The organism is Bacteriovorax sp. PP10, from assembly GCF_035013165.1.
Lineage (GTDB): Bacteria > Bdellovibrionota > Bacteriovoracia > Bacteriovoracales > Bacteriovoracaceae > Bacteriovorax > Bacteriovorax antarcticus.
In genome coordinates this window covers 508536-525174 of the sequence record NZ_JAYGJQ010000003.1, presented here as the reverse complement: position 1 = coordinate 525174, position 16639 = coordinate 508536, and the positions used below count along the sequence as shown (strand labels likewise).

The following is a 16639-nucleotide window of genomic DNA, read 5'->3' as shown; positions in this document are numbered from 1 at the left end:
GAACTCGGAAGTTAAGCTCTTCAGCGCCGAAGGTAGTGCCAGGGAAGCTTGGTGTGAGAAAAGGTCAATGCACCCTCTTTATTTTAGAAAAACCCCGAGCTTGTCTTGGGGTTTTTTGTTTTTGGAGCTTACAAATTTTTCATGACTAAAAAATCAAAAAACATTCACATCGGACACTGCACTTCTCCTCATGGAATTAAGGGCGAATTTTCATTTGTTATTTATAACTTTGAAGAATCGGTTCTTGAAGATGGGATGATGGTGACGTTGACTCCGAGATCTGTTGCTAGTTCTGTTCCTCAGGATGGGAAAGAGTTTCAGATTAAGAAGATTAACTTTGGTAACAAAGCTATTGCGACTCTTGTGGGAGTTGATAATAGAAATGTTGTTGAAGCTATGGTTCCGTTTGATATTTATATGGATAGAGATCTTCTTCCGGAGACTGAAGAAGGTGAATACTATTTAAATGATCTTTTGGGGCTGGAGGTTTTTGATCATCACACGAAAGCTGCGCTTGGAAGAGTTGTGGACTTTTATGATAATGGTGCTCAGGTCGTTATAAAAATCAAAACAGAGACAGAGTTTATTGAAGTCGTATTCATCGACCAGTTTGTTCCGGTGGTGGATATTGAATTAAATCGAATGGAAATTATTCCGCCGATTATGGTGGAGTAAGTTAACGAATGGGCAGGAAAGTTTATAAAGATTGTGAGCAGGATGCGAACGTTCATTACTGCCTAAACGAGTGCAGGAGCACGAGATGAAAAAAATTTGGATCATTACATTGTTTCCGAATTACTTTGATTCTTTAATCAATTTTGGGATTACTGGGTCTGCTCTTCGTGGGGAACGTGGTTCCTCTCTAGAAATCAAAACTATTCAACTTAGAAATTATACTCCGAAAGATTATAAGGGTGTCGATGATGCTCCTTATGGTGGCGGAGCGGGCATGGTTATGCGTGCGGATGTTTTGAAAGAAGCATTTATGAAAGGGATTGTGGAAGATGGTGGATACGGCGACAACTTTAAAGAGAAGTTGCATGTTGTGTTTCCAGGGCCGCGTGGAAAAACTTGGGATAATTCTTATTGTAAGGATTTTGCTGCGAGATTTTCACAAGAGGGATCGAAAGATTTAGTATTTATTTGTGGAAGATATGAAGGGATTGATGAGAGATTTTTAAACCTTTATGTTGATGAGCAAATTTCATTGGGGGATTTTATTCTTACCGGTGGAGAAATTCCTACGATGGCCATTATTGATTCTGCACTAAGATTCTTTACTGGTGTTTTGGGGAATAAGGAAAGTTCACAACAAGAGTCGTTTCAGGCGAATATGTTGGAGCATCCTCAGTATACAAGGCCAAAAGTTTTTGACGGAGTCGAGGTTCCTGAGATACTGACTTCTGGGCATCATCAGAACATTGCTAAATATCAAAAAGAAGAAAGTCTAAGGATCACTAAGATCCACAGGCCGGATCTTTTGGAAAAGGATAAAAAATGAGACTTTATTTAGGGCTGGTTCACCATCCTATTAAAAATAAGCTGGGGGAGTTGGTTACAACTTCTGTGACTAATTTAGATATTCATGACATCTCGAGATCGTGTCGTACTTTTGGGGTAAAGAAATACTTCTTAGTCACGCCATTTGATGCTCAAAGAGAGCTTGTGGACTCGATTTTAGGCCATTGGGAGCAGGATCATGCAAATGCCTTCAATCCGGATAGACAAGATGCACTAGCGATTGCTAGAGCGGTTGATTCGATCGAGACAGCTATTGCTCAGATTACTGAGATTGAAGGTCAAAGACCATTGATCGCGGTGACTGGGGCAAACTTTGAAAGTTTTGACGGGGATGTTAAAGATTTGACAAAAAAGCTCGAAGTTCTTAATATGCCTTGTTTTCTATTATTTGGAACGGGATGGGGATTACATCCAATTGCGCTTGAAAAAGCGGAATATAAATTGTCTCCGATCATTTCAAAAAACTCTGATGGGTATAACCACTTGTCAGTAAGATCAGCGGTTGCGATTTATCTAGACCGTTTGTTTGGTGAGTAAGTTTTTTTAGCATCTATTCGGTAAGAACAACAACAACGTTGGTCCTCTGGGAATAGCAAAGAAGTATAGGAGTTCAATATGAACTTAGTAGACATCGTAAATCAGGATCACTTAAATCCTAAAGTAAAAGATCTTCCAAACTTTAAGTCTGGGGATACTGTTGCTGTACACACAAAGATTACTGAAGGGACAAAATCTCGTATTCAGATTTTCGAAGGTGTTTGTATCGCTTTCAAACAAAGAGGAGACATCAATGGTCACTTCCGCGTAAGAAAAGTTTCTAACGGTACTGGAGTAGAAAGAGTTTTTCCTTTCCACTCACCAAACGTTGAAAAAGTTGTAATCATTCAAAAAGGTAAGGCACGTAAAGCTAAACTTTACTACCTACGTGAGAGATCAGGTAAATCTGCTCGTATCGCTATCGATTACGATCGTAAAGAAGACTAGTCTTAATTTAAATATTAAAGTTCGCTTTATATATTCGGCCCTTCATAATAAGATTTTTGTTATGAAGGGTTTTTTTTTGAGTAAAACATGTTTGATCTTAAATATTTTAATCTAAAAGCTGAGGCATATCCGAGTGGTTTTTTTATCGCTGGTTGTGATGAAGTTGGAAGAGGTCCACTTGCAGGGCCGGTTGTGGCAGCTTGTGCTTCGATCGAAATTAAAATATTTGATATTAAAGAAATCAGATCACTTCTTCGTAAGTGGTCTAAGCTCGGTATTACCGATTCAAAATTATTAACTGCTGAGGCACGTGCGGAAATCTTGAAGAAGATTTCAGTAGATGCGATTGGGGTTGATCAAATTCTTTCTCTCTCTCATTCAGAAAACATTCAAATCAAAATTTTAATTAAAGAAATTCACGCTCCTAAGATCGATGAGATTAATATTCTTCAAGCATCACTAGAAGCTATGAAGCTTGCTATGGTGGAGTCGTGTCCGGTGCATTTACCGGGGATGATTTTAATTGATGGGAATAAAAAATTAAAATATTCGCATGAGTTGCATGAGCAAGAAGCTGTCGTGAAAGGGGATTCAAAGTCTCTACTTATTGGGCTTGCTTCAATTGCGGCGAAAGTTTATCGCGATCAATTGATGAAGGATTTAAGTGAGAAGTATCCTGGGTATGGATGGGAGCAAAATGCTGGTTATCCGACTAAGAAACACATTGAGGCCATTGGGCTTTTAGGTGTGACTGAACTTCACCGACTAACTTTTAGTGGAGTGAAGGAAGTTTATGCAGAAAGGGGATATTCTCGAATCGAAAGCATCTAAGTATTTTCATCGTGAGTGTGTTCCGGCACTCGTTTCAAGTCTTATTCTTCGTTCTAAAAATCTGGGGCAGATTGATGTCGCCTATCTTGAAAGAGATTATAAAAAAGCGTGGGTTCTTAAAATTGTGGAGACGAAATACTCCAGGTATCCATCGCGGCTTCAGATGATGAGACTTAGGGGAACACAGGACTATTTAAGTAGACTTTTAGATATGGGAGCAATTCTTGAAGTTAAATTTTGCAAAAAAGTCGATCAGACGTTAGACTTTTAGTATGAAAAAATTAATTACCGCAACATTCGTTTGTTTCACACTTCTATTTTCTTCTGTTTCTAATGCAGCAATTGATCCTAAATTAAAAATGGTAGCAACCATGGCGGGATATGGGGTTGTTGGTGGAGCACTTCTTGGAACTGCTAGTTTAGCGTTTGGTTCTGGGGGAAGATCGATTGCAAAGGGAGCTTCGCTTGGTCTTTATGCGGGGATTATTTTTGGAAGTTATATTATCTTAAATTATGAAATGAAAAAAAGAGGGTTTGGGGCCGAGTCCAAAGGCAATTATTATCCTGAGAGTGATAGCCAGTACGATAATAACGATCAGACTAATATCGCGGTTGATATCAGTGAGTACCGCCTAGCTCAGTTTGAGAGTAAAAAAGATCCGAAAAAAGAGCCGAAGTTTTTTATGAATTTAGTACATCTTGAATTTTAATCAGAATAAATAAAAATACATTTAAGATAAAAAAAATGCTCCGTAAGGAGCATTTTTTAATTTTGGAATGTTTGTTTTCTGTTACCAAATTTTTGGTTTAGATTTTCTGTTTCGTCAGTGTCGAATTCATTTTCCATAAGCTTGAAAGCATCAAAGTTATAAAGTTTGAATACTTTTAAGAATTCAGTCTTAACGTTGGAAAGTTTGATTTGAGCTTTATTCTTATTAAGAATGTGAAGTGTCTCAACAAAAATACCAATTCCTGAAGAGCCAACAAAATCCAGCGAATTCATATCAAGCGTGATTGTGCATGTAGGATTTTTCGTTGATAAATCCGTTAGCTCCTGACGAAGTGGGATTGAGTTTTCGTAATCTAAACCACCTGACATATGTACGATGATATTACCTTGAGAGTCTGTATGGATTTGGGCCTTCATTGCCATTTTGTGCGTTCCTTTTTAAAGGTTAAATGTGCTAAAATGATTTTAGCATCAATTAGCATACGCTACTCTGGCCCATCAAAATTTGCCTCTTGTGAAGGCCGGGTAGTCCAGTAAAAATAGGGGATCTCATTTGTCGGAATTAATTCTTGTGACTTTACCTATTGGAAACATGGGCGACATCACGCTTCGAGCACTTGAAGCACTAAAGACTGGGACAACGTTTTACGCTGAAGACACCAGAGTTTTCAAAGAGCTTCTCAATAATTTAGGTATTACTTATCAAGATAAATTCATTGATTCATTTCACGATCAAAGTGTCGGGAAATTAGAAATCATTCTTTCGAAAATTAAAAATGGTGAAGTGGTGCATTTGGTTTCAGATGCAGGAAGCCCGATGGTTTCTGATCCGGCCTTCCCTCTTTTAAAAAGATTAGTTGAAGAAAAAATTGCGATTAAAACTCTTCCTGGAGTAACGGCCGTTGTGACGGCGCTAGAATTATCTGCGCTTCCTCCACATCCATTTCATTTTTGGGGATTCATTGGGCGTGGGAAAGGGGAAAAGAAAGATTTCTTCAAAGATCTCGCTGGAATTTCCGGGACACATATTTTCTTTGAATCACCTCATCGCGTATTTGAAACAATTGATTCTTTTTTTGAAGTTCAACCTGACAATACACTGGTGATTGCCAGAGAACTGACGAAAACTTATGAGTCGGTTTATAGAATCACTAAAGACGATTTAAAAACGATTCGCGATAATGTTGTTGATAAAGGTGAATTTGTTTTATTATTTCACTCAGCAAGCGAGAAGAGCTCCGCAGGTTCAAGTGAAGAAGTTGTAGCACTGACTAAAGATTATTTGGAAAATGGTGGGAGTACGAAGAAGCTTGCTAAGATTTTTTCAAAAGTTTTGGGAAGTGATACAAAAACTATCTATGACCAACTAAGCCGCTCGGTAAAATAAGTCATTATTTACCTCTATCAATAAAATCCCACACTTCTTGAAAATTGTTTAAAATAGACAGAAGAAAAGTTTTTTCAAAGAGAGTTGTATGCTGGTTAGGATTATCGGTGGTCACGGTGGAGTTTCGCCTGGGTTCAGAGCAACTTCGTATTTGATTGATGGCAAGCTACTCTTGGATGCGGGGTCAGTGGCCTCAGGAATTCAAATTGAAGAGCAGTCTAATATCGATCATATTTTAATTTCGCACGCTCACCTGGATCACATTTCTGATCTGGCCTTTTTAGCAGACAATTGTTTTGGAATGAAAGGGAAACCTTTCGAAATTTACGCCAATACTCCAGTGAAAAATGCGATCATGACTCATTTGTTAAATGATGTGATCTGGCCGGACTTTACGACGCTTCCTACGAAAGAAAATCCGACATTGCGTATTCATGATGTGAAACCACTGATGCAATTGGTGCTGGGAGATTATCGCATTATGCCGATTCCTGTGAATCATTCTACGGGGGCATTAGGATTTATTATTGAAAGAAAAAATGCTTCAGTTGTTTTTACTCAAGATACAGGGCCGACAGATGAAATCTGGAAATATGCTCATGAGGTAAAAAATTTAAAAGCGATTTTTACAGAAGTGAGTTTTCCGAACTCAATGGAAAAAGTTGCGACAGCAAGTCAGCATCATACGCCTGCGACTATGAAAGAAGAGATTAAGAAAATGCCGAAAGATGTTCCGATTTTTCTCGGGCATTTGAAACCGAATTTTCAATCGCAGCTTTTTAAAGAGATTGCGGAGATTGGGGATGAGAGAATTACTATTCTTGGGTCTGGTGATACTAGTTATGTTTTTTAGAGTTCGCAAAAAGTTCATAAAAAAAAAGCTCCAGTGGAGCTTTTTTACGTTGTATGAAAATATTAAAAAGTTGAACTTCGTATTAAGAGTTTTATGAACCGTTGGAAGACGGGCCCTGCACTTAAGGCATTCCAGGCATTAAATAAATCTGACGGCTTGGAATATTGATCGGAACAAATCTCGCCGGCGCTCTTTTTGGAGCACTAGCTGCTTCTTCTTGCGCAGGAGCTTCTTCTACAACTTTCTTCCCACCATCTTTGGCCGGACGTTTATCAACACAAGTTTTCCCATCCCATTCCCATTTAATTCCAGGACGGCCCTCGTTTTCTTTCTCAATCCAATCAGCATTATCTGCAATACAAAGTTTTTCTGCGGCAGCAAGAGAGGCATCGTCTTCAGCTGGTTTCGCTTCAACTGCAGTTGCAGCTTCACTACATGTTTCTTTAACAGAGTCCCATGAGAAAGTAGGTCCCTTGTTAATTTCACAGTCCATTTGAGCTTTTGTAACTTCAGCTTTTACTTTATCAGTACTATTGTTTGGCAGATTAGAAAGTGAAGTGCCACTATTTCCATTCTCTGCTTTTATTACAGGAGGAGTCACTGGTTCTGTTTTTGGGTCTACAGTAATAGCATCAGGCTTCGTTTTTTGCCCTTCAGTAACAGTGCCTGGTTTGTTTTTTAATTCTTCATTAGCTGTTCCTGGACCTCTAGATCCAACCGGAGGAAGATTTGGATTCTTTACAACTGGTTTTGTATCTTCACTAGTAAGAACGATTGGTTTTACTATAGGAGCTTTACCACCATTATTATTGTTTGCAGCGATAGTAGGTCCTTCACAGCTTTTGCTTGATGAATTCCATCTAAAAGGATTTCCTGGAGAGCTTTTTGACTCACAGGCCATTCTCGCTTGCTTTTCGTTAACATCACCAGGAATGGAAGGTGTTACTGCTTTCGCTGATGTGACGATTCCATTTTTTGAATCAGTTAACATTGAACTTCTAGGATTGCCGTTTTGTAGGTCAGCATTCTTTGAATCACCATTCTTAGAGTTACCGTTATGTGTTTGCGATTCATAATTGTTAAGACCAGGATTTTTTAAACCATTATGAGATAGAGCAGGTGAGTTAGAGTCAGAATCATTGCCACTTTTTTCACAAGAGTATTCTGACGAATTCCATTTGAATGGAAGACCGGCAGATATTTTTGCATCACATGCAATTTTTGATTCTAGTTTTGTTCCGGCCATTGTCGGGATTGCACTACAAGATTTATTTGCAGAATCCCATTTATATTCGTACCCATATTTCTTTTGAGCAATACACTGTTGTGCTGTCTGAGTTAGATGAGCTTCTGTTAATAGAGAAGAAGATTCTTCACATGAGTTTTTCTCAGAACTCCAGTTGAATACAGATCCTGGTTTTTTTAAGGCCACACATTGTTCAAGTGAAGACACTTTTGCAAGTTCAGCTGATGAAATTGTGTTTTTCGTATCAGAGTTTGCATTTGCAAGAACAGGGAATTCGCTACATGCATTTTTCCCAGCATCCCATTTAAATGAAGATCCTTCTTTAGTTTTAATTTCACATTGCTGAGCTGCTTGTTTTAAGGCCGCGCTTGAAAGTTGAGAAGAGTATTCACCACAAGAGTTTTTCTGTGCGTCCCAGTTGAAGACTGAACCTTCTTTCTTTAAAGCAACACATTGCTCGATTGTTGAAACTTTTGCGATATCAGCTGCAGAACACTGACCTTTTGAGTTATCCCAGCTTGAAGAAAGACCTTTTTTATTAATGGCCTCGCAAGCTGCTTTTGACTTGATGTCAGAAAGAACTAGCGAACCATTGTTGGCCTCTTTTGAACTAGAAGAAGTCATGGTCTTGTCATCATCACATTCTTTTTTATCAGAGTTCCACTTTGAACCTTTAACTTCACATTGCTGAGCTGCTTGTTTTAAGGCCGCACTTGAAAGTAGAGAAGAGAATTCACCACAAGAATTTTTCTGTGCGTCCCAGTTGAAGACTGAGCCTTCTTTCTTTAAAGCAACACATTGCTCGATTGTTGAAACTTTTGCGATATCAACTGCAGAACACTGGCCTTTTGAGTTATCCCAGCTAGAAGAAAGACCTTTTTTATTAATGGCATCGCAAGCGGCCTTTGACTTTACATCAGAAAGAACTAACGAACCATTTTGAGCTTGTTGAAGAGATTGTTTAAGTGCAGGATTTGCGAGTAGAGATGAGAACTCACCACAAGAATTTTTCTGTGTATCCCAATTGAAGACTGAACCTTCTTTCTTTAAAGCAACACATTGCTCGATTGTTGAAACTTTTGCGAGATCAACTGCTGAACACTGGCCTTTTGAGTTATCCCAGTTTGAAAGAAGACCATTTTTACCAATGGCATCGCAAGCTGCTTTTGACTTTATTTCAGGAAGAACTAATGAACCATTTTGAGTTTGTTGAACAGATTGTTTAATGGCCGCACTTGCCAGGAGAGATGAGAACTCACCACAAGAATTTTTCTGTGCGTCCCAGTTAAAAACTGATCCTGGTTTTTTCAGCGCCACACATTGTTCAAGTGTTGCAACTTTAGAAACTTCTAACTGGCCACATTGACGAGCTTGGTTATCCCAGCTGTTTGAAAAACCGTTTTTTGCAGGTTTTGCTTCACATGCTACTTTAGCTTTTAAGTCAGCGGCCGTTAAAATAGGTGAAGATTCACATGTATTTTCATTGCCATTCCATTTGTATGGAAGGTTCGCTGCTGTTTTAGCATCACAAGAAATTTTTGATTCTAGTTTTGTTCCGGCGATCGTTGGAGTTTCATCGCAAGAATTTTTTGATGAATCCCATTTGTATGAATAACCATTTTTCTTTTGAGCAACACACTGCTGAGCAGATTGTTTTAATACATTTTCAGTAAGTAGAGCAGAGAATTCACCACAAGACTTTTTCTGAGCGTCCCAGTTGAAAACAGAGCCTTCTTTTTTCAAGGCCACACACTGCTCAAGCGATGAAACGTTTGCGATTTCTACTTCATTACATTTGCTACTTTTTGTATCCCATACGAAAGCTGATCCATCTTTAAGTTGAGCTTTACACTGCTCAGGAGATGTCGCTAGATTTCCTGCCTTTGGATCCTGGAAAGAGATATCTGAACAGTTGTCAGAATCCTTCACTGAGAATGTTACGTTGGCAGCAGCACCCTTTTTAGGTTTAATTTCAAGACCACGTCCAAGACTGTCTGAAGATAAATCGAATTGTTTTCTACAAGAGTCAGCGCCCAGAATTTTTGAATTTGATTTACAGATAATTCCTGAAGTATCGAACTTGTTAGATTTTTCATCATAAGGAAGATTTCTAATGAAAACTTTCTTATCACCTGAGTTCGCTGGATCAAGTTGAGCACACCTAACAGCTGTTCCTAGATTGTCAAAAGTTTTGCTGATGAATCCTTCAAGTTTTAATTCATCCAAGCTTGTTTCTGCTTTAGCAGCAGAGTTGTTTAAGAGTTTTTCATTGGCATTGATGAAGTGAAGAACTGATTCTAAGTTGCTTACATTATCCTGGCTTAAAGTTTCGATGAAGTGACCGAAGTTACAACCCTGGATATTGGCCTGGATTTTATTGGCAAAGTCTTTACTTTTAATTGATGCCAGACATTTTGGACCTTGTGCTTTAACTTTCTTAACCCATGCGCTTAGCTGGTTTAAGTTATCGGCAACCGCAGACTGGACAGCAACATCCTGATCAATCAAAGAAGCTGTTAAGTCAGAAGGCTCTCTCAAGTCAATCTTTGAGTCTTTTTCGATTGGAGCATTCTTGATTGTATTAACCAGAATATTTAAAGGAGCGTTTTTAACTTGTTTAAGGTAGTCCGCTTTGAATAGGGCCGTGCCTTTATTTGTTTCTTCGTACTTACTTACAGAGCAAACTCTGTCTTGAGCATGAGTCAGAAGTTTTTCCAGAAGATACTTATCTCCGGCATTGATCATGAATTTTTTATCACTCGATTTGGCGTACTTTTTCTGACTGGCCTCTTCAAGAGCGTTGATGACATCTTTAATTTTTGTTTTATTGATAAAGTCTTGTGACTCAGAAGATTTATCATCGATGGCCTTCATGAAATTAACTAAAACTTCATTTGATTTAAAGCTGTCGTCATTTTCAAATTTTGCTGACTGATAAAGTTTTCCAATTTTTCGAAGAGAGTTTTGGTATTCACCAAAAAGAGCGGTCTCGAATTCACGACCTGGATAAGCTTTGTCTTTACTGTGAGGTTTTAGTTGCACCTGATATTTTTTATCTAAGTAAGCATCTTTGCCTTCATAATTTAATTCATTTTGTAGTTTGATATAGAGAGTTTTAAAATCGTTTAGTTCATTGGCAGAGAAACATTGGTTTGAGGCCGCAAAAATTGCGGTTGAACTTAGGAGAAAGACTCCTAAAGTCAAAAACTGTAAATGTTTAAAAAGTTTCTTCATTTTCACTCTTATTCTGCACTCAAACGGACCAATACCTCTGACTAATCGGCTGATGGCCATAAAACTTGAGAATTCGTATCAACTTAGTGAAAAATAGGGTTTTCAACTGCCAAAAAAAATGGCCAAATAAGGCCCTTCGAGGAAAATAGATGGCAAATCAGGATTTTAACCAGATTCAAGAGACAGAGATAATGAACTACCTAACCCAGAATTTTGGGTTCGAAGTGTTCACGCCTGGACTTGATCGCACAGATCCGGTGTACCGCCCTTTCATCGAATATTTCAAAAAAAATGGAACTCAAATCATTATCGTGGCCGGAACAAATGGAAAGGGGCAGACCGCTCACACTATTGGTTCATTGCTGACTTTAGAAAAGCAATCTTTCGGCCTTTGGACTTCTCCGCATATTCTTAGTGTTCGTGAAAGATTTTTGTTTTCCAAAGATGGAGAAGCAGCGGAAGCGAGTTATGAAGAATTAAAAGCAGGGATGAGTGAGAGTGAAAGGATTTTAAAGGAAGAGCTTCACGGGGTGAAAGTTTCTTTTTATGAGTTTCTCTTCCTGGTTTTTTTGGTTATCGCTAAGAATCGTGGGAGTCAGGATTATTTACTTTTGGAAGTGGGACTTGGTGGACGCCTTGATGCTGTTAACCATTTTGATGCAGACTGTGTTTGTATTACTTCTATTTCCAGGGATCACCAAAGCATCCTGGGCTCGCGCTACGATCAGATTTTAGCTGAGAAGATTGCGGTTTCCAGAAGAAATAAGCCATTATTTACGAATTTCGAGCTGGAATATTTAAATTCTCAGACGAAAGCGTATACCGAAAGTCATGGCGTGCAGTGGATTCCTCTCAAAGGAAGCACGCATTATTTTGAGGCCAATCAAAAAATGGCCTGGGAAGTTTTTAGATACCTAAGGCCCACGTCACTTCTTACTTTTTCTGAAGGGATTTCCAAACTTCCTCTCTATAAAGGTCGCAGAGAGATAATGACTTTTGAAGGAAAGTCTCTTATCTTTATAGGGGCCCACAATATTGATGGCGTACGTAGGATGTTGCAGAGCTATCTGGAATCTAGCGATTTGTTAGTTCCGGAAGAGTTGTTAGTGAGTTTTTCGCAAAGACCTATTGGTGAAGTTGAAGTCATGCTCAAGTCACTGGTGGAATTTTTTGGAGATAAGGCCTCTTTCAAACTCACAAGTTTTGATCACCCGAAAGCTTTAGATCCGGAGTCTATAAGACTTGCGAGTCTAAAAGTTAACAAAGGAATGTTAAATTTTGTTTTCGACTGGAAATCAGAACTCAAAAATACAAAAGCAAATACGATCTTGGTTTGCGGTTCATATTACTTCATCGGTGAAGTTCAGCGCTTTATTCGCGCTTAGTTTCTTATTATTTAATCAATCATTAACGGCACGTGAAACATTTGAGTTTGATCTTGGTCAAAAAATCAATGTGCTTTCAGATAAGGCCTTTAGAAAAACCAGCGAAAATGAATTCGAAGCAATAGGTAATGTTGTTATCACTCACTTGAAGAATTCTATTTACGGGGAAAAGGCGAGAATCAATTTCACTAGTGGTGAAACGGAAGTTTTAGGAAATGTCCGCTACATTGCGCCTGAGATGACCTTGTATGGGGCCAAACTTAATTATAACTTTCTTACAAAAAGAATTGATTTAGATAATGCCAGAGTTCTTTCTGATAACTTTATTGTGACAGGAAAAAAAATCATTCAGACCTCTCCCGATATTATTTATGCTGAAGATGCTGAGTATACAACTTGTAAAGATTGCCCTGAATCATGGAGTGTGTTTGCCAAACACATTACGATCGAAGTGGGACAGTATGTAAAAATGAAACATGCATTCATTAAAGTGAATGGTGTAACGGCAATGTATTTTCCTTATCTAATTTTTCCTATCAAGCAAAAAAGAGAAACAGGATTACTATTTCCCAATATCGGTTTTAGCTCTTCAGAAGGATTTAGATATCAGCAGCCCTTCTTCTGGGTGATTGATGATTATAAAGACATGACTTTAACTCCTTCCACTTTCGGAGACCGCGGTCTCGGTGGAGAGTTGCAGTACAGGCAGAATATAAAAGAGAAGACCTGGATTGAATTAAACACATTGCAGTTGAATGACCGCATTTATCGGCCGAATAAAATTGATAAAACATTAAGTGGGACAAAAACATACCGCCAGTTTTCAGATTTTGAAGGTCATTATGTGGGCCAGCAGAATTTTAATGGGCATATGTATTTTAATAATACATCTGACCTGGATACTACCAGAGACCTGGATTATTTTGCGAAAGACCGAATTCGCGGGACGGAAGTTGGTGGAGGAGGATTCCTTGAAGGAAGATCTTCTTTATTCTCACTTGGTGTAGAAAGTTATTATAACCAGAACATGCTTATCACTGATCCTAAAAAGTTTGATGATCAGTACGTTCAAATCCTGCCTAAAGTTTCTTTGAACTCTGTGCCTTATAATATTGTTCATACTGATTATGCCTTTTTAAAGAATATTTCAGTGGGTCTGCATGGGGACTATACAATTTTTAAACAAAATAGAGTGGATACTGACGGGCCGATTCGAAATGCCCGCAGAACTAACTTTAGTCCATATCTTGATTGGCAACTAGGGAACCTGGGTCCGGTTTTTTTCTCTCATCAATTAAAACTTGATTACCAGTCTTATCAATTGCCGACAGAAGCAGATAAAAGCTTTTCTAAGAAAGGCCTTATTTATGAAACGGAAGCGAAGATTGAATTAGAAAAAATTTACGGGCTTGCTTATGTTGAAGAAAAACCATTGGTGATTGACTCGAATACGAAGGCCGATAAGAAGCAGGCGAGTATCCTTGATATCGGAAGCACGACTCCAGTGGCACCGACAACGATTGGGACACTCCCGCAAATTCGTACGAACAATGACGAGCAGACGACCTTAGTTTATAACAACAGTTATAGACACTCTCAGGAGTTTAAATTAAAGCATTATTACCTGGGCGAGCAGACGTATAAAGGCAACAAGAAATTCCGTCAGCAGATTGAATCAGAAAATGGGCAGTTCGATTACCTGGATGCTTTAAGAGACCGTGAGCATATTACTAACCAGACGACTGCTCAGGATTCATTACCGATTAGTAATACACTTGAATTCCAGTGGAACAACGGTCTTATTAGAAAGACATCGACCAAGTTTGATCCTTACAAAGACAATCGTTACCTGAAAGACAATTTCACTTATAGCAACATTACTTATTTGGATGTGTCTCAAGGTCTTGACCTAACAGTTGATTCAGATCGTTTAGTCGACAGGCTTACCAGACTTTATATTAATACCGGTATTAGTTTAGATAGACTCACTTTTGCGATTCAGGAATTTTATTTCCATAAATCGGGAGAGCATAAATTAACGTCATCAACGACTCTTAACTTTGACCGCTTTAGTATTGCGGGAGATTTTACTTACAACTCTTTTAACTCATCAAACACCCCGATTACTAAGCTTGTTGGGTACGATTTTACATTAAACATTAACGATCTTATTACGCTGAAAAACTCTCTTGATTACAATATTGAAAGTAAGCTTATTAACCAGAGTTCATACTCTGTTTTGTATGCTCCGGTAAATAATTGCTGGAAGATTGAATTCAATTACACACGAGATTTGATCGACAAAAAATTCGGTCTACTCCTTTATATTAATTATAATGCCAGCAACTTCGCCTCAATCAATGTTAGATAAAATCATCATCATAGATTTTGAAGACAGCTTTACATACAATATTGCCAGTGTGCTTTTTCCGCTGAACTCTAGTGTCAAAGTGATTTCTCATCAGGAATTTTTTAATTTCAGGATAGGAGAGTTTCTAGAATCGAAAGAAAAACATGCATTGATTTTGGGCCCTGGCCCTGGGCATCCGGATGCTTATCAAAAATATTTTAAGCAGATTGAAACTTTTAGAAATCTTCCACAATTTTATGTGATGGGAATTTGTCTTGGGCATCAGATGTTGGGTTTGATGGATGGGAAAGTTGTAGGTCTTGCACAGGAACAAATTCACGGGCAGACGATCTTTATTGAGTTTGATGGTGTGGAAAGAGCGGTTCAACGCTATAATTCGCTGGCCGTTTATGAAGATGGATCTGAGGTCAATATCAGACGATTTGATCGTGGAATATCTTACCAGTTCCATCCAGAATCAGTAGGCACTGATTCTAATCCTTTATATTTCAAAGAGCTCCTGGATTTTCTCAAATCTTAGCTAGGCAAGATCTGATCTGTGCGAATGGAAATGAAGTTTTAAGCTATCATGGCTTATGGCCCAGAATTTAAAAATAGAAGGCATTTACGACCAAAGAACACTTAAACTTTTGAAGTCCAAAGGGATACGTGATTTTGGATTTAACTTTTCACCGATGAGCTTTAACTTTATTCAAGAGCATGTCTTTTTAAAAGAGCTTGTTCCTCTTTTAGAACCCAAAGATAAAATTCATCTGCACTTTTCGAGAATTAATGATCCGATGATTCAGAAAGTGATTTTGGATTTAGGAAAGGCCGGAGTTGGTAAAGAAAATATTTTTATCGACTGTGATGAAGGGACAGAAAAATCACAAGAGATTGGTGTTAATTATTATTTGAATTATTACCCGGAACTGACTCTTGCAGCATGTGCGAGTCCATATTTTTGCGGAATGATTTTTAATTTTTCTTTTTTTGAAGACCTGCACCGCCGTGGAATTTTAAATAATTTCATTGCCAATTTCTACACACATTTTAAGCAGCATCTGACTGAAGACAAACAAATCGTCATGAGGATTGACTGGAATGATAACGTTTTTCCGTCGCTGTTTGATTACTTCGACATCGATCTTATGAGCTTTTCAATTAACGATAAGATTGAAGTCTGCTATCGCAATGTGGATTTAAAAAAGCTCACGGTTGAGATGGAACATATCGAAAAAAATAAAAATTTAACTGATAACTTTTAAATAAATACTAGGTAAGACTACCAATGATGAACATCGTTCTTACAAATGATGATGGAGTTCATGCTCCAGGTATTAATATTCTGCGAGAATCTCTGGCAGACATTGCAAATGTAATCGTTGTGGCCCCGCTTACTGAAAGGTCGACGACTGGCCATACATTGACACTTGATACGACAGTAAGACTCCAGGAAATTTCAGAAAATATTTATGGATGTAATGGTTTCCCAGCGGATTGCTCGTTGATGGCAATCGGACATCTATTTAAAAACCCACAATCAAAATATTATGGTCAGAAAATAGACATGGTAATTTCGGGTATTAATCGAGGAGCGAATCTCGGTCAGGATGTTTATTATTCTGGAACCGTGGCCGCAGCGAGAGAGGCCGCTTTTCACGGCATTCCTTCCATAGCAGTTAGTTCGTGTATGGATTTTTTAAATACCGAAAATAAAGATCTTTACTATTATAGTGCTTCAAATTTTATTAAAACTCTTGTACAATCAAATATATCGAAAGTGATACCGCAAATGTCCCTGTTGAACATCAATGTTCCCTGGTGCAAAGAAGCGGAGATTTTAGGAACGCGAGTTACTAAAACCGGACTTAGAAAGTACTCCGAAGAGATCGAAGAACGTATCGATTTCAGGGGCAGGAAATACTATTGGATTGGCGGGATCTATAAGGGTTATGAAGACTTTTCAGATTCAGATTGCCAGGCAATAGAAGACAAAATGATCTCAGTCGCTCCAGTTAAACTCTGTGATTACGGACGATCACAGATGGAAATGATGGAAACCGTAAAAGGTTTTCTAGAAGATGTTTTACCTCGTAAATCTTAACCGATTAAAAA

General features: G+C 38.3%; 16 protein-coding genes. 14 read left to right on the top strand and 2 right to left on the bottom strand.

All coding sequences use genetic code 11. The features are described from left to right. The first annotated feature begins 141 nt into the window (after positions 1-141). The 7 genes from rimM to SHI21_RS20350 all read left to right on the top strand — a co-directional run bounded on the left by rimM (position 142) and on the right by SHI21_RS20350 (position 4046). Positions 142-675: a ribosome maturation factor RimM gene (gene rimM, locus SHI21_RS20380; protein WP_323579086.1), complete on the top strand. Its 534-nt coding sequence runs from the start codon at positions 142-144 to the stop codon at positions 673-675. Positions 676-760: 85 nt separating this feature from the next. Further along, entirely contained in the window at positions 761-1501 is a 741-nt protein-coding gene (gene trmD / locus SHI21_RS20375; protein ID WP_323579085.1) for a tRNA (guanosine(37)-N1)-methyltransferase TrmD, read from the top strand. Then, complete coding sequence (locus SHI21_RS20370; protein WP_323579083.1) at positions 1498-2058, top strand: RNA methyltransferase; 561 nt, start codon at positions 1498-1500, stop codon at positions 2056-2058. The genes trmD and SHI21_RS20370 overlap by 4 nt, the downstream gene beginning before the upstream one ends. A 78-nt stretch (positions 2059-2136) precedes the next feature. Next, positions 2137-2505, top strand: a complete 369-nt coding sequence (rplS, locus tag SHI21_RS20365; RefSeq protein WP_323579082.1) for a 50S ribosomal protein L19 — start codon at positions 2137-2139, stop codon at positions 2503-2505. Between the two features lie 87 nt (positions 2506-2592). Next, positions 2593-3336, top strand: coding sequence for a ribonuclease HII (locus SHI21_RS20360; RefSeq protein WP_323579081.1), 744 nt, complete (start codon positions 2593-2595; stop codon positions 3334-3336). After that, positions 3299-3607 (top strand): hypothetical protein, encoded by a 309-nt coding sequence (locus SHI21_RS20355; protein ID WP_323579080.1) that lies wholly within the window; start codon positions 3299-3301, stop codon positions 3605-3607. Before SHI21_RS20360 ends, SHI21_RS20355 begins: the two co-directional genes overlap by 38 nt. A 1-nt stretch (position 3608) precedes the next feature. Next, complete coding sequence (locus tag SHI21_RS20350) at positions 3609-4046, top strand: hypothetical protein (RefSeq protein WP_323579079.1); 438 nt, start codon at positions 3609-3611, stop codon at positions 4044-4046. A 56-nt stretch (positions 4047-4102) separates the two neighbouring features. Here SHI21_RS20350 and SHI21_RS20345 read toward each other — a convergent pair whose 3' ends face one another. Further along, entirely contained in the window at positions 4103-4489 is a 387-nt protein-coding gene (locus tag SHI21_RS20345; protein WP_323579077.1) for an STAS domain-containing protein, read from the bottom strand. A gap of 130 nt (positions 4490-4619) precedes the next feature. Between SHI21_RS20345 and rsmI the strand changes: the two genes are divergently transcribed. Both rsmI and SHI21_RS20335 read left to right on the top strand, forming a co-directional pair. Beyond that, entirely contained in the window at positions 4620-5453 is an 834-nt protein-coding gene (rsmI, locus tag SHI21_RS20340; protein WP_323579076.1) for a 16S rRNA (cytidine(1402)-2'-O)-methyltransferase, read from the top strand. 88 nt (positions 5454-5541) lie between these two features. Next, positions 5542-6306: a 3',5'-cyclic-nucleotide phosphodiesterase gene (locus tag SHI21_RS20335; protein ID WP_323579074.1), complete on the top strand. Its 765-nt coding sequence runs from the start codon at positions 5542-5544 to the stop codon at positions 6304-6306. 121 nt (positions 6307-6427) lie between these two features. On the opposite strand, the gene SHI21_RS20330 is transcribed toward SHI21_RS20335, so the two are convergent. Then, positions 6428-10786: a hypothetical protein gene (locus SHI21_RS20330; RefSeq protein WP_323579073.1), complete on the bottom strand. Its 4359-nt coding sequence runs from the start codon at positions 10784-10786 to the stop codon at positions 6428-6430. 191 nt (positions 10787-10977) lie between these two features. Between SHI21_RS20330 and SHI21_RS20325 the strand changes: the two genes are divergently transcribed. From SHI21_RS20325 to surE, 5 genes are read left to right on the top strand one after another with little or no spacing between them, the layout of a single operon-like run. Continuing rightward, a complete protein-coding gene (locus SHI21_RS20325) occupies positions 10978-12171 on the top strand; it encodes a folylpolyglutamate synthase/dihydrofolate synthase family protein (RefSeq protein ID WP_323579071.1) in 1194 nt (397 codons plus the stop codon). After that, positions 12143-14542, top strand: coding sequence for an LPS-assembly protein LptD (locus tag SHI21_RS20320; RefSeq protein WP_323579070.1), 2400 nt, complete (start codon positions 12143-12145; stop codon positions 14540-14542). The genes SHI21_RS20325 and SHI21_RS20320 overlap by 29 nt, the downstream gene beginning before the upstream one ends. Beyond that, complete coding sequence (locus SHI21_RS20315; RefSeq protein ID WP_323579069.1) at positions 14508-15062, top strand: aminodeoxychorismate/anthranilate synthase component II; 555 nt, start codon at positions 14508-14510, stop codon at positions 15060-15062. Before SHI21_RS20320 ends, SHI21_RS20315 begins: the two co-directional genes overlap by 35 nt. A 55-nt stretch (positions 15063-15117) precedes the next feature. Beyond that, positions 15118-15789: a hypothetical protein gene (locus SHI21_RS20310; RefSeq protein WP_323579068.1), complete on the top strand. Its 672-nt coding sequence runs from the start codon at positions 15118-15120 to the stop codon at positions 15787-15789. 23 nt (positions 15790-15812) lie between these two features. Continuing rightward, a complete protein-coding gene (gene surE, locus SHI21_RS20305) occupies positions 15813-16628 on the top strand; it encodes a 5'/3'-nucleotidase SurE (protein ID WP_323579066.1) in 816 nt (271 codons plus the stop codon). Positions 16629-16639 lie beyond the last annotated feature (11 nt).

Bases quoted from the DNA above. Each gene is read 5' to 3' on its own strand.
- SHI21_RS20350 (WP_323579079.1), top strand. From the start codon at position 3,609: ATGAAAAAATTAATTACCGCAACATTCGTTTGTTTCACACTTCTATTT.
- rplS (WP_323579082.1), top strand. From the start codon at position 2,137: ATGAACTTAGTAGACATCGTAAATCAGGATCACTTAAATCCTAAAGTA.
- SHI21_RS20325 (WP_323579071.1), top strand. From the start codon at position 10,978: ATGAACTACCTAACCCAGAATTTTGGGTTCGAAGTGTTCACGCCTGGA.
- SHI21_RS20360 (WP_323579081.1), top strand. From the start codon at position 2,593: ATGTTTGATCTTAAATATTTTAATCTAAAAGCTGAGGCATATCCGAGT.
- SHI21_RS20355 (WP_323579080.1), top strand. From the start codon at position 3,299: ATGCAGAAAGGGGATATTCTCGAATCGAAAGCATCTAAGTATTTTCAT.
- SHI21_RS20370 (WP_323579083.1), top strand. From the start codon at position 1,498: ATGAGACTTTATTTAGGGCTGGTTCACCATCCTATTAAAAATAAGCTG.
- SHI21_RS20310 (WP_323579068.1), top strand. From the start codon at position 15,118: ATGGCCCAGAATTTAAAAATAGAAGGCATTTACGACCAAAGAACACTT.
- rimM (WP_323579086.1), top strand. From the start codon at position 142: ATGACTAAAAAATCAAAAAACATTCACATCGGACACTGCACTTCTCCT.
- trmD (WP_323579085.1), top strand. From the start codon at position 761: ATGAAAAAAATTTGGATCATTACATTGTTTCCGAATTACTTTGATTCT.
- SHI21_RS20315 (WP_323579069.1), top strand. From the start codon at position 14,508: ATGCCAGCAACTTCGCCTCAATCAATGTTAGATAAAATCATCATCATA.
- SHI21_RS20335 (WP_323579074.1), top strand. From the start codon at position 5,542: ATGCTGGTTAGGATTATCGGTGGTCACGGTGGAGTTTCGCCTGGGTTC.
- SHI21_RS20345 (WP_323579077.1), bottom strand. From the start codon at position 4,489: ATGGCAATGAAGGCCCAAATCCATACAGACTCTCAAGGTAATATCATC.
- SHI21_RS20330 (WP_323579073.1), bottom strand. From the start codon at position 10,786: ATGAAGAAACTTTTTAAACATTTACAGTTTTTGACTTTAGGAGTCTTT.
- surE (WP_323579066.1), top strand. From the start codon at position 15,813: ATGATGAACATCGTTCTTACAAATGATGATGGAGTTCATGCTCCAGGT.